The sequence below is a fragment of the Streptomyces sp. NRRL F-2580 genome (assembly GCF_000720115.1).
Classification (GTDB): Bacteria; Actinomycetota; Actinomycetes; order Streptomycetales; family Streptomycetaceae; genus Streptomyces.
This window is the reverse complement of the sequence record NZ_JOIR01000019.1, coordinates 46,043-58,008: the sequence shown is the minus strand read 5'-3', so window position 1 is coordinate 58,008 and position 11,966 is coordinate 46,043. Positions and strand designations below refer to the sequence as shown.

Sequence of the window (11,966 nt, the reverse complement as noted above, 5' to 3'; positions counted from 1 at the left end):
TCAGGCCTCCTCGGGAATCGGTTCGCGGGTACGGGCACCGGCGGGGCCGTCCTCCCAGCGCACGCTGAGGATCTCCAGCTCACGGCCCGACAGCAGTTCCACGTCGGTGGCCCTGCCGCATCCGGGGCAGCACAGTTCGGGGGGCATCCCCACGGCCCAGGTGCCGGGGCAGCAGGCGCAGCGGGCGCGGGCCGGCACGGACTCGGTGACGAGCGTCGCGCCGTCGAGGACCGTTCCGGCACAGGCCAGTTCGAAACAGAAGGCCAGCGCGTCGGGCACCACGCCCGCCAGCTCGCCGACCCGCAGCCGTACGGAGGTGACGGCGCGCGCGCCGCCCGCCCGGGCCGCCTCTTCCACCTGGCCCACTACGGCCATGGCGATGGACATCTCGTGCATGGGACTCCGTCCTGCCGGGGCTCATTACACCGGCGGGACGGGGTCGTCACGGTCGGGCACGCCGGTGCGCGGCGCGCCCCGTACACCATTCGGGCGCGGCTGGGGCAGCGGCGTCACATCCTGCGCATGCGCAGGTAGCGCCTGAGGTCGGGGAGGACCACGACCAGGACCGCGGCGAGGGCGGCGGCCGCGGCCCCTGCGATGACGGCGTTCTTCATGGGGTTCTCCTCAGTTCGCGGCGGAGGCCGCCGGCTTCGTCGGGGGCCGGGGTGCGGATCAGGTCCAGGGCCATGCGTACGGCTTCCGGCACGGCGGCGGTCACGGCCGCGCTGAGCCCGATGCCCTCTTCGAGGCAGGCCGGTTCGCAGCCGAGGACCAGCGTGCGCCGTGGCGGGGTGGCGCCGGTGCCGGCGCACAGGGTGCCGAGCAGCGCGAGGACGGCGTCGGGGGACATGTGGTGGCCGTCGAGGACGGGCGCGCCGGGCGCCGCGCCCACGGGGCCGGCGCCGCCCGGGTCCTCGCTCCCGTCGGCCTCGATGAGGTAGAGCGTGCCCGGCTCGCCGCCGCGTGCGGTGGCGTCGACGAGCAGGAGCGTGTCGTAGCCGTCGAGGAGCTGGTAGGCGAGGTGGACCCCGCGTACGCCGAAGTCCACCGCCTCGACCCCGTCGGGCAGCGGGTGCGCGGACAGCGCCCGTACGGTCTCGACGCCGAAGCCGTCGTCGCCGAGGAAGACGTTGCCGATGCCCGCGATCAGGACCCTGCCGCTCACGCGTCCTCCAGGGGGGTGACCTCGTCGGGCTGGAAGTAGAGGAACCTGCCCTGCTCCCGGCGGATGTCCGCGCCCGGGTCGTCCTCCACGGTGACGGCGAGGTGGACCCCTCCGTCGACGTCGTGCAGGACCGCCTCGACCAACGCGGCACGGCCCTGGAGGAACAGGTCCTGGGCGTCGGTGCGCCGCAGTCCGGGGCGGAGCAGGACCCTGCTGCCGGGGCCGACCGAGGCGCCGGCGATCGTGATCCGGTCACGGGCCGGGTCCGCGGTCTCCGCCCGTGCCGGGTCCCACCAGGGGGTGTCCGGGCTGAACACCGTGTCCTCGGAGGGGAGTTCCGTCAGAAGGGGCGGCTGGTCCGGGCCGGTGATCTCCCGCAGGGCGCGCACGGCGCCGTGCAGGCGGTCCAGTACCTCGGGGGGCATGGAGTCGGCGAGGTCGATCACGGCGGCCGCCCGGGCGTCCGTACCGCGCGCCTCGCGCTTCTCCCGGTCGGTCAGGGCCGCCGTGCGCAGGGCGAGAATCTCGTCGATCTCGGTGGCGTCGTACATCGCGCCGGCGCTCTCGGGGGCGATGGCCGCGTGGTCCTCCAGGATGATCGGGGAGGACAGGACCACGTCGGCGCGTCCGGGCTCGCCCGCGAGCACCGGCCAGGTGTGGCGGTTGACGCACGCCGCCACCGCCTCCCGGGCCCACTCGGGCGGGTCGGTCATGGACAGGAAGGAGCCGGAGTCGAGGCCCAGCAGGAGGTGGGCGGCGACCAGCGAGTACGGCAGGGCGGCCTCCCGGTCGGCGGAGCCGTTCCCGGAACCGGCCGCCGGGGCCCACGGGCTGGTGTTCTCCACCACCGCACTGAGTCTGAACACCCGGTAGGCGCCGTCGAGTTCGGTGGCCCGGAGCCGGACGCGGCCGTCGGCCTCCTCGGTACGCCGCACCAGGCGGCCCACCGTCCGCCCGTCGGCGTCGAGGACGGTCTCGGTCTCGTCGCGGGCGGGGCGGTGGAAGGGGACGGTCACCTCCCCGGCCGCCAGCTCGGCGACGGGGACGGACAGTTCGACCCGCTCCTCCACGCCCTCGTCCCAGGGGACCAGCACGCGGTCGTCCAGGTGCAGCTCGGCCACGTCCTCGAATCGGCCGCCGTCCAGGGCCTGTTGGACCGTGCGCCGCTGCGCCCGCAGGAACCGCAGCTCCAGGGCGAGCGTCGCCCCGCCCCGCGGCTCCATCAGGATCTCGGTCTGCTGGAAGGCGTGCTCGTCGTGCGCGCGGCCCCACGCCGGGGGGACGAGCACGCCGAACTGCCACCGCAGCCGGTTCTTGGCCGCCGAGGCCCGGTACGGGTAGAGCACGTACCCCTCGAGGAGGACGGCGTCGGCCACCTGCCGGGCGGCGGCGAAGCGGGACTCGGCGGCGGTGGTCGTCGTGGTCGGGGAACCGGTCACGGGGCGGACCTCCCGGTTCGGCGGGGCAGGACCGCACCCGGCCGGGGCGCCCCCGGCGGGGGCGGCTGCGGCGGCGGGGCGGCCGCGTCCAGCAGGGCCCGTACGGTCGCCTCCCACGAGGCGAGCGCGTTGCGGGAGCGGAAGGCGAGCAGCTCGTCCATGGTGTCGTGGGGCAGCCGGAGCCAGCCGCAGCCGGGGAAGTGCTGCTCGACCATCTCGCGCCACACGGCCACGGGCATCCGGTACGCGGCTTCGCGGTCCCAGGGCACCGGCTCGACCCGGAAGCCGCCGTCACCGGTGAAGGCGGTGCCGGAGAACAGCATCAGCAGCGGGACCTCCCCGTCCGCGAGGGCTTGGAAGTAGCGGGTCGCGGCGATGTCCATGTCGTAGGTGCACGGCACGACCAGGTCGGTCTCGGTCTCCCCGGTGAAGCTCGGGACCATGGCCTGGACCTGGGCGAACTGCACGGGCTTGAGCGAGGTCCCCCACCGGGAGCGCTCCCCGAACAGGTCCGCCAGCCCCTCGGCCTCGGCGGGGCCGTAGCCGCGCCGGGCCGGTTCGATGCGGATCTGGCAGCGCAGGGCGAGGGCGTGCACGCGGGCTCCCCCGGCGGCGGTGATGCGCAGCCGGAAGACGAGGGTGGGGCCGGCGGCGTAGGGGTCGGCCCGCACGCCGGTGCAGGCGAAGGCGAGCTCCGCCGTCCCCGGCGTCGCCGTCGCCGTCGTCCCCGCCTCGGCGGGCCTCGATGGAATCGCGGTCATCGGACCCCTTCCTCCGCCAGGACCCTGGCCCGGCGCTCCACCTGCGCGAAGAACTCGCGCAGCGCGGCCCGGGCCTCCGATCCGCCGTCGAAGCCCTGCCACAGCAGCCGCATCCGCCCCACCAGCTCGTAGCAGATGTCGATGGGCACCAGGTAACACTCGGTGCGGCCCTCCGAGCGGCGCAGCAGCAGCGCCTCCACGTCCGGTTCGAGCAGCTCGGCGAGCCGGCCCGTGCCCAGTACGGTCTGCCAGGTCTCCGGGGCGAGTTCGCTCTCGGTGGCTCCGGCCGGGCTCGGGTAGAGGGCGACGAGCCGGTCGAGGGCGGCGTTGCGGAAGAAGAACGCGACCCCGACCGGGATCTGGAGGAGTTCCCACGCGCCGTCGTCGAGCCGGTGGCCCGGGTCGGTGAGGTAGCGCACGGGGACGGCCCGCATCCGTCCGGTGGCCGTGCCCGGCCGGTCGAACAGCAGGGCGCAGGGGGTGCAGGCGCAGAGCAGCGTCCGCTTCTCGGTCTCCACCAAGTGGCGGTGGGACTCCCCGGGCACGATCACCCCGCACAGTTCGCAGGTCTCGGGCCGGGGCGGGCGCGGGCCCGCGAACCTGCGCAGCCCGCGCGGGGCGCGCGGGCCGTCCGTACGGATTCCGGGCCCGGTCACGACACCCGCGCCGGGCTGGGGGGCCGGGTGCCGATCTGGAGGAGGGCGGGGGGCGGGGCCGCGGCGGGTTCCATCTCCACGCTCGTCACCTCGGGCGCGAAGCAGGCGAGGGTGTCCTCCAGGGTCCGCCGGGCGGCGTCCTGACCGCCGCTGCCGCAGCCGCAGCCGCCGGAGGCGGCTCCGGGGCGCAACCGCAGGACGCCGGTGCCCTCGTCGAAGCCGACCAGCTCCACCGGGTCGGCCACGCAGTCCAGGGCGCGGGCGATCCGGGTGCGCGCGTCCTCGGGGTGCAGGCCGTGCAGGGAGAGCAGGCTCGCCACGAGTTCGTCGTCGAGCACCGCGTCGAGCGGGCCCTTGCCCACTCCCTCGACGATCCGGGCGAGCCCGGCGCCGTAGAAGTCCATGAGGACCCGCACCAGTTCTTCCGCGGCCGCGCACGCCGCCCGGTCGCCGGTGGCGGCGATCCGGTCGAGCACCTCCTCGACCCTGCGCCCCGCCTGGGCGGCGTCCAGCACCGCGCTCATCCGCCCAGTCCGCTCAGGCCGGTGGGCACGTGCATGGTCTTCACGGTCTTGCCGCCGCCGACGTACATGTGGACGCCGCAGGGCAGGCAGGGGTCGAAGCTGCGCACGGTGCGCATGATGTCGATGCCCTTGAAGTTCTCCGGGGTGTTCTCCTCGAAGATCGGGGTGTTCTGGACCGCGTCCTCGTACGGGCCCGGGGTGCCGAAGGTGTCGCGGGTGCTCGCGTTCCACGGGGTCGGCGGGTACGGGTGGTAGTTGGCGATCTTGCCGTCGCGGATCACCATGTGGTGCGAGAGCACGCCCCGTACGGCCTCGGTGAAGCCGACGCCGAGCCCCTCGTCCGGGACCTCGAACTTCTCCCAGGTCTGGGTGCGTCCGGCGCGGACCTCCGCCAGGCCCTTCTCCGCGCAGTGCAGGGCGATGGCGGCCGCGTACGCCTGGAAGTAGGTGCGGGCGCGGTTGCGCTCCAGCGCGTTGCTCCACTTCGGGATCTTCCACTCGAAGCGGGTCTCGGGCTTGGTCATCGTGCGCGGCAGCGTGATGACGACGCTGTTGCCGGTGGCCTGGACGTAGTCGGTGTGGACGAGTCCGGACAGGGCGGTGGACCACAGGCGGGCGATGGGGCCGCCGCCGGTGTCGAGCGCGAGGTGGTCCTTGCCGTCGAACCAGCGGGGCGACATCACCCAGCTGTACTTGTCGTCGAAGTTCCGCTTCTGCGGGGCCGGGATGGTGTGCTGGTTCCACGGGTGGCGGGGGTCGACCGGGTTGCCGAGCGGGTCCTGGGTGACGAACTGCTCCTGGCCCTGCCAGTCGTCGTAGTACGAGCTGCCGAGCAGGATGCGGATGCCGAGGTTGATCTCGGTGAGGTCGTTGGTGACCAGTTTGCCGTCGACGATCACGCCCGGGGTGACGAACATCTTCCGTCCCCAGTCGGTCATGTTGGCGTACGTGAAGTCGCAGTACTCGGGGTCGTTGAGGGCACCCCAGCAGCCGAGCAGGACGCGCCGGCGGCCGACCTCCTCGTAGCCGGGCAGGGCCTCGTAGAAGAAGTCGAAGAGGTCGTCGTGGAGCGGGACGACCTTCTTCATGAACTCGCAGTACCGCATGAGGCGGCTCATGTAGTCCGTGAAGAGCTGGACGGAGGCGATGGTGCCGACGCCGCCCGGGTAGAGGGTGGAGGGGTGCACGTGGCGCCCCTCCATCAGGCAGAACATCTCGCGCGTGTAGCGGCTGACCTGGAGCGCCTCGCGGTAGAACTCGCCCTCGATGGGGTTGAGGGAGCGCATGATGTCGGCGATCGTCTTGTAGCCGTGCTCCCCCGCGTGCGGGGACGGCGTGCGCTCGGCGAGCTCCAGGACACCGGGGTTGGTCTCGCGGACCATCTTCTCGCAGTAGTCGACCCCGACCAGGTTCTCCTGGAAGATGTTGTGGTCGAACATGTACTCCGCCGACTCGCCGAGGTTGATGATCCACTCGGCGAGGTGGGGCGGCTTCACCCCGTAGGCCATGTTCTGCGCGTACACGGAACAGGTGGCGTGGTTGTCACCGCAGATCCCGCAGATGCGGCTGGTGATGAAGTGCGCGTCGCGCGGGTCCTTGCCCCGCATGAAGACGCTGTAGCCGCGGAAGACCGACGAGGTGCTGTAGCACTCCGCGACGCGCTTCTGCTTGAAGTCGATCTTCGTGTGGATACCGAGACTGCCCACGATCCGGGTGATCGGATCCCAGGCCATCTCCACCAGGCCGCTGCCGTCGCCGGCCGCCTTCGTGTTCGCTGCCATCGTGTCTGCCGTGACCCTTCTTCGGTGCGGGGAGCGGGAGTTGCTGCGCGTGCGCTTCGGGAGAGGGAGGAGCGGGACCTCACCAGGGCGGGCGGTAGCCCGTGGTCAGGCTGCGGCCGCCGTGCCTCCACTTCGGTTCCTCGTCCACGGTGTGGGCGGTGACCGACCGGAGCTTGCGGACCAGGGCCCCGTACGCACCGCTGGCCTTGGTGGAGACCTTGGCGCCGGGGGGTTCGTCCATGAACGGCATGAACTTGTCGGGGAAGCCGGGCATCGTGCAGGCGATGCAGATGCCGCCGACGTTCGGGCAGCCGCCGATGCCGTTCATCCAGCCGCGCTTGGGGACGTTGCACTTGACGACGGGACCCCAGCAGCCGAGCTTGACCAGGCACTGCGGGGAGTCGTACGTCTCGGCGAACTGGCCCTGCTCGTAGTAGCCGGCGCGGTCGCAGCCCTCGTGGACGGTGGCCCCGAAGAGCCAGGTCGGGCGCAGCTTGTCGTCGAGGGGGATCATCGGGGCCGAGCCGGCGGCCTGGTAGAGCAGGTAGGTCAGGGTCTCCGAGAAGTTGTCCGGCTGGATCGGGCAGCCCGGTACGCACACGATCGGGATGCCGGCCTTGGAGGTCCAGTCCCAGCCGAGGTAGTCGGGCACGCCCATGGCGCCCGTCGGGTTGCCCTCCATGGCGTGGATGCCGCCGTACGTGGCGCAGGTGCCGATGGCCACGACCGCGAGGGCCTTGGGGGCCAGCCGGTCGATCCACTCACTGGTGGTGATGGGCTGTCCGGTCTCCGGATCGTCGCCGAATCCGCACCAGTAGCCCTCGGGCTTGATCTTCTCGTTGGGGATGGACCCCTCGACGACCAGGACGAAGGGGTCGATCTCGCCCCGCTCGCCCTTGAAGAACCACTCGATGAACGTGTCGGCGCCGCCGACCGGTCCGCATTCGAAGTCGATCAGCGGCCAGTGCACGGCGATCTTGGGCAGACCGGGCAGCACGCCGGTCACGATCTCCTCGATGCTCGGCTGCATCGCGGCCGTCAACGACACGGAGTCGCCGTCGCAGCTCAGTCCCGCGTTGATCCAGAGGATGTGGATCGGGGGGTCTTCGACCGGGTCCTTCGTCACTGCGGCCATGGGATGCCTCCTCGGGGAGGGGGTCGGGAAGGGGGTGCGGAGAGGCGGCCTGTCTCGTCCTCACCCTTCTTGCTAACAGCAGGCCGGTCCGGGCGCCTCGTCTGGTACGGCCAGTCCAGTGACGGGCGGGGTGGCGACCGCGCGTTCCTTGCGCACGAAGGCGCGGCGCAGGGCGTGGTACGGGGCCTTCGGGTCGAAGAAGGTGCGGTGCATGCGGGCCAGCTCGGCCTCGCGGTAGGCGGCCAGCGGCCGGTCCGCCTCGTCGCGCTCGCGGGCGGCCTTCTTGGCGGCGATCCGGGCCGTGGTGGCGGGCAGGGCGGCGAGGCGGACCGCGAGGCGTTCCGTCTCCCCGGTGAACTCTCCGGGCGCGCAGGGCACCGTACGGTCGACCAGGCCCAGGCCGTGCGCGGCGGCGGCGCTCAGCGGCTGGGCCTCGGCGGTGAGGCGCTCCGCGAGTCCGGGGCCGACGCGGCGGGGCAGGACGTACGTCCAGTACTCGGAGCCGTACAGCCCCATCAGGCGGTAGTGCGGGTTGAGGACGACGCCCGAGCGGCACCAGACCTCGTCGGCCGCGAGGGCGAGCACGACCCCTCCGGCGGCGGCGTTGCCGCCCAGTGCGCCGACCACGAGGCGGTCGGTGGTGGTCAGGACCGCCTCGACGAAGTCGTCCATGGCGTTGATGTTGGCCCAGGACTCCTCGGCCGGGTCGGCGGCGGCCTCGATGACGCCCAGGTGGATGCCGTTGGAGAAGAAGTCACGGCCGCCGCCCAGGACCAGCACGGAGGTGGGGCGGGTACAGGCGCTCCGGTACGCGTCCAGCAGGCGGCGGCAGTGCGCGGTGCTCATCGCGCCGCCGGGGAAGGAGAAGGTCAGGAAGCCGGCCCGGCCCTCCTCGTGGTAGCCGATGTCGGACCAGGTGCGGCGGTGGGGGCCGGCGTGCGGGGGCGCGGGCACCTCGGGAAGCGGGGGCAGACGGTCCGAGAGGGCCACGGTCGCGGGCAGTTTGGGCTCGGCCGGCCGGCCGGGCCGGCGGCGGGCGCGCAGCTCGGGGATCCAGACGGCGCCGTCCGCGGTGGCCCGGCAGACCGCGCCGGCGCGGGTGGCCAGCAGCTCGCCGGGGCGGCCTCGCAGGTGGTCCTCGCGGTGCCCTCCGTGCAGGAACCACTCGCCGCCGAGCAGGTCGTCGCGTACGCCGGGCTGGGAGTCGGCGGCGCGCAGCGCGCGCAGGACCCGTTCGGTGCCATCCGCCGCCCAGTCGATCCGGCGGTCCTCCTGGCGCAGGAGGGGCCGGGCCCGGCCGCCGGTCTGCGGCCGTGGGACGTAGGTGCCGGAGGCGAAGCGTTCCACCGCGAGGAGGACGGCCTCCAGGGCCGCGTCGGCGATCTCGCCGCGGTAGAGATCGCTCTTGCCGACGGGCGGCACCGGGCAGTCGACGCTCGCCCAGACGTCGCCGGCGTCCATCTCCGCGTTGGCCTGCAGGACCGTGACGCCCCATCGGGTCTCCCCGTCCTGGATCGCGTGGTCGAGGGAGGAGGGGCCGCGGTCGCCGACCGGTCCCGGGTGGACGATCAGGCAGGTGTGGGCGGACCAGACCTCCTCGGGGAGGGCCGTCCGCAGCATCGGGGCGATGACGAGGTCGGGCCGGTGCCCGCGTACGGCTTCGGCCAGGGAGGCGCCGGGCAGGGAGGCGCCGGGCAGGGCGAGTTCGACCGCGACGCGGTGGCCGTGGTCGCGCAGCTCGGCGTGGACTCGCTGCGTGAGGCTGTTGAACGCGCTCGCGACGAGCAGGACGTACACGTGATCTCCCAGCGGCGGCCCGGAGCCGCGGTACGGCGGTGCCCGGCCGGAGCGGCCGTGCGTGACCGGAACATGACCGGCCGCCTGAGATGGTCGAGCACTCCGCGGCCCCGGCGGCCGAAGCTGCGCGGCGATGTCACTCGAAAGCGCCCCTTACGACGGCCGCTCGGCCGTAGGGGGCGCGCTCGGGGAGGGTGGGGGGTGCCGCTCGCCCCGCGGGCGCGGGGCACGCGGGCGGCGGTCCGCCGGCCACGGTCCTCGATGCCGTTCGCCTCGCGCCCCTCCTGCTGCTCCAGGAGGGCGGTGGCGATGGCGTGGGGCTTGCGCTGGATCGCGTGTTCGGCGCGGCGCTCGGGGTTCTTGAGCAGGGCCGGGAGCAGCAGGGCGACCGCGCCCATCGCGTCGCCCACCAGGTGCTGCCAGCGGAGTCCAGGCCTGCCGGGTGGACCGCGAGGAAGGTGGCCACCAGCAGGACGCACAGGGCCACTCTTTGTGAAGATATCGCGCCAGACTGGCGAGATGACTTCCTCACAAGCGGTCACTTTCGCTCAGCAAGCGTCATCTACGGTCATCGGGCGCCGATGTCGTCCTCCCCGCTCGGAGCCACGACAGCGTGCGGAACCGGTCCTTCGAGGCCTTTCGAGGATGGCCGAAAACAACGGCCCACTCACGATTCACAGACATCATCCGGCCATTCAATGCGAGTTGACCGGGTAGCGCGGGCCCACCTAAGGTTTGGACCAGTACTGCTCAGTACCCCATATCCGGCTTGACTTTTTCTCTGCTGCACTCCGCCCGGGCGGATCGAAGAACGGGCATTTCGCGCCGACCGCACTCCTGGAGTCGCGTGTCGTTTTCGCCATTTGCCCACCGGCCCGCACCCGGTGCGAGCATCAACTTCCGGCACTGATTGAGGCTGAGAATGCTTGACGAATCATTATCGCCGTTGCCCGCCGCCCTGGACGAAATCCGCCACGCCACCGTCGTCGACGCCCTGCACGCGCACGCCGCCCGCATTCCGCAGGACGAGCTCTTCACCTTCCTTCCCGACGGTGAGGAGGCGCAGCCCTCCCTCACCTTCGCGGCGCTCGACGCCAGGGCGCGTGCCGTCGCCGCGGACCTGCGCGCACAGGTGGAGCCGGGCTCCCGGGCGCTCCTGCTGTTCACTCCCGGCCAGGACTTCGTCGTCGCCTTCTTCGGGTGCCTGTACGCGGGCGTGGTCGCGGTTCCCGCCTACCTCCCGCACCCCGCGCAGCGCGCCCGTGGACTGCTGCGGCTGGCCGGCATCGCCGAGGACGCCCAGCCCGCCGCCGTGCTGACCACCGCTGACATCCAGGCGTTCATCGAGACGACGGCACGCACCATTCCGGAAATCCGGGGAACGGCGTGGCTGGCGGTCGACACGATTCCGGAGGAAAACGGAGCGGAATGGTCCGCCGCGGCCCCGGATCCGGATTCCCTCGCATTCCTGCAGTACACCTCGGGTTCCACCGGGCAGCCGAAGGGGGTGATGGTCACCCACCGCAACCTGGCCCACAACATCGATCTCATCCGCACGTCGCTCGGGGTCGACTCGTCCACGGTCGTGGTCGGCTGGCTGCCGCCTTATCACGACATGGGACTCATCTCCATGATCATCCTGCCGGCGATGGTGGGGATCCATTCCGTTCTGATGCCCACCGTGGCGTTCCTGCAGAGCCCGGTGCGCTGGCTGCGCGCGATATCGACGTACCGGGGGACGCTTTCTGCGGCCCCCAATTTCGCGTTCGACCTGTGTACGCGAAAAGTGACCGACGAGGACCGCGCGACGCTGGACCTCTCCTCCTGGTCCGTCGCGACGAACGGCGCCGAGCCGATCCGCGCGGATTCGATGATCCGGTTCGCCGAGGCCTTCGCCTCCACGGGGTTCCGTCCGGAAACCATCATTCCGGTGTACGGGCTCGCCGAGAGCACGCTGCTGGTGAGCGGTGCTCCGCTCGCACGGCCGTGGACGTTCCGCTCCTTCGACGAGAACGAGCTGGAGCGCGGTTTCGCGGAGATCGTGCCGGAGGACGGTCCGGACGCACGCGTGCTCGTCAGCTGCGGCGTCAGCCGGACGCTGGACGTGGCCGTCGTCGACCCGGAGAAGCACATCCGCTGCCTTCCGGGACAGGTCGGTGAGATCTGGGTCGCGGGCGAGAGCGTCGCCGTCGGCTACTGGCAGCGCCCCGACCTCAGCCGCGAGGCCTTCGAGGCCACGCTGGGCGACAGCGGCGAAGGCCCGTACATGCGCACGGGGGACCTCGGTTTCCAGACCGAGGACGGCCTCTTCGTCTGCGGCCGCATCAAGGACGTCATCATCGTGGGCGGCCGCAACCACTACCCCCACGACATCGAGCGGACCGCCGAGAGCGCGCACCCCGCGATCCGCCCCGGATGCGTGGCGGCCTTCGGCGTGGTGAGCGACGGGGAAGAGACGGTCGTGGTCGCGGCCGAGCTCCGCCGGGAGGCCGCCGACGGCAAGGACGCGGCGGAGCCCGAGAGCGTGGCGAACGCCGTACGGCGCGCTGTGATGCAGGAGCACCGGCTGACCGCGCGCGACATCGTCCTCCTGCCCGCCGGGACCCTTCCCAAGACGTCGAGCGGGAAGTTGCAGCGCGGTGAGACCCGGAAGGAGTACCTGGCCGGCCTCGATCCGTGGAACGCGAGGCGCTGACTTGCACGACAGC

The 11,966-nt window shown here is 72.3% G+C and carries 11 protein-coding genes; 1 reads left to right on the top strand and 10 read right to left on the bottom strand.

Annotation, left to right across the window (positions count from 1 at the left end):
* From IF88_RS0122145 to IF88_RS0122100, 10 genes are all read right to left on the bottom strand, one after another.
* Complete coding sequence (locus tag IF88_RS0122145) at positions 1–396, bottom strand: hydrogenase maturation nickel metallochaperone HypA (protein ID WP_030715119.1); 396 nt, start codon at positions 394–396, stop codon at positions 1–3.
* 113 nt (positions 397–509) lie between these two features.
* Positions 510–614, bottom strand: coding sequence for a DUF6893 family small protein (locus IF88_RS49615; protein WP_420710994.1), 105 nt, complete (start codon positions 612–614; stop codon positions 510–512).
* Positions 611–1,165, bottom strand: a complete 555-nt coding sequence (locus IF88_RS0122135; protein WP_051837328.1) for a hydrogenase maturation protease — start codon at positions 1,163–1,165, stop codon at positions 611–613. The genes IF88_RS49615 and IF88_RS0122135 overlap by 4 nt, the downstream gene beginning before the upstream one ends.
* A complete protein-coding gene (locus IF88_RS0122130; RefSeq protein ID WP_030715113.1) occupies positions 1,162–2,604 on the bottom strand; it encodes a hypothetical protein in 1,443 nt (480 codons plus the stop codon). The genes IF88_RS0122135 and IF88_RS0122130 overlap by 4 nt, the downstream gene beginning before the upstream one ends.
* Positions 2,601–3,365: a DUF6084 family protein gene (locus IF88_RS0122125; RefSeq protein WP_234323642.1), complete on the bottom strand. Its 765-nt coding sequence runs from the start codon at positions 3,363–3,365 to the stop codon at positions 2,601–2,603. The genes IF88_RS0122130 and IF88_RS0122125 overlap by 4 nt, the downstream gene beginning before the upstream one ends.
* The gene (locus IF88_RS0122120; protein WP_234323641.1) at positions 3,362–4,021 is read right to left on the bottom strand and encodes a DUF5947 family protein; all 660 of its coding nucleotides are present in this window, start codon (positions 4,019–4,021) and stop codon (positions 3,362–3,364) included. The genes IF88_RS0122125 and IF88_RS0122120 overlap by 4 nt, the downstream gene beginning before the upstream one ends.
* Complete coding sequence (locus tag IF88_RS0122115) at positions 4,018–4,545, bottom strand: hypothetical protein (RefSeq protein ID WP_030715105.1); 528 nt, start codon at positions 4,543–4,545, stop codon at positions 4,018–4,020. Before IF88_RS0122115 ends, IF88_RS0122120 begins: the two co-directional genes overlap by 4 nt.
* Complete coding sequence (locus IF88_RS0122110; RefSeq protein WP_030715092.1) at positions 4,542–6,326, bottom strand: nickel-dependent hydrogenase large subunit; 1,785 nt, start codon at positions 6,324–6,326, stop codon at positions 4,542–4,544. Before IF88_RS0122110 ends, IF88_RS0122115 begins: the two co-directional genes overlap by 4 nt.
* Before the next feature lie 79 nt (positions 6,327–6,405).
* A complete protein-coding gene (locus IF88_RS0122105; protein WP_030715089.1) occupies positions 6,406–7,461 on the bottom strand; it encodes a hydrogenase expression protein HypE in 1,056 nt (351 codons plus the stop codon).
* A gap of 72 nt (positions 7,462–7,533) precedes the next feature.
* On the bottom strand, positions 7,534–9,258 hold the full coding sequence (locus IF88_RS0122100; protein WP_037806628.1) for a hydrogenase maturation protein: 1,725 nt from the start codon (positions 9,256–9,258) through the stop codon (positions 7,534–7,536).
* A 946-nt stretch (positions 9,259–10,204) separates the two neighbouring features.
* Here IF88_RS0122100 and IF88_RS0122095 point away from each other — a divergent pair.
* A complete protein-coding gene (locus IF88_RS0122095) occupies positions 10,205–11,953 on the top strand; it encodes a fatty acyl-AMP ligase (RefSeq protein WP_030715083.1) in 1,749 nt (582 codons plus the stop codon).
* Positions 11,954–11,966: the final 13 nt, after the last annotated feature.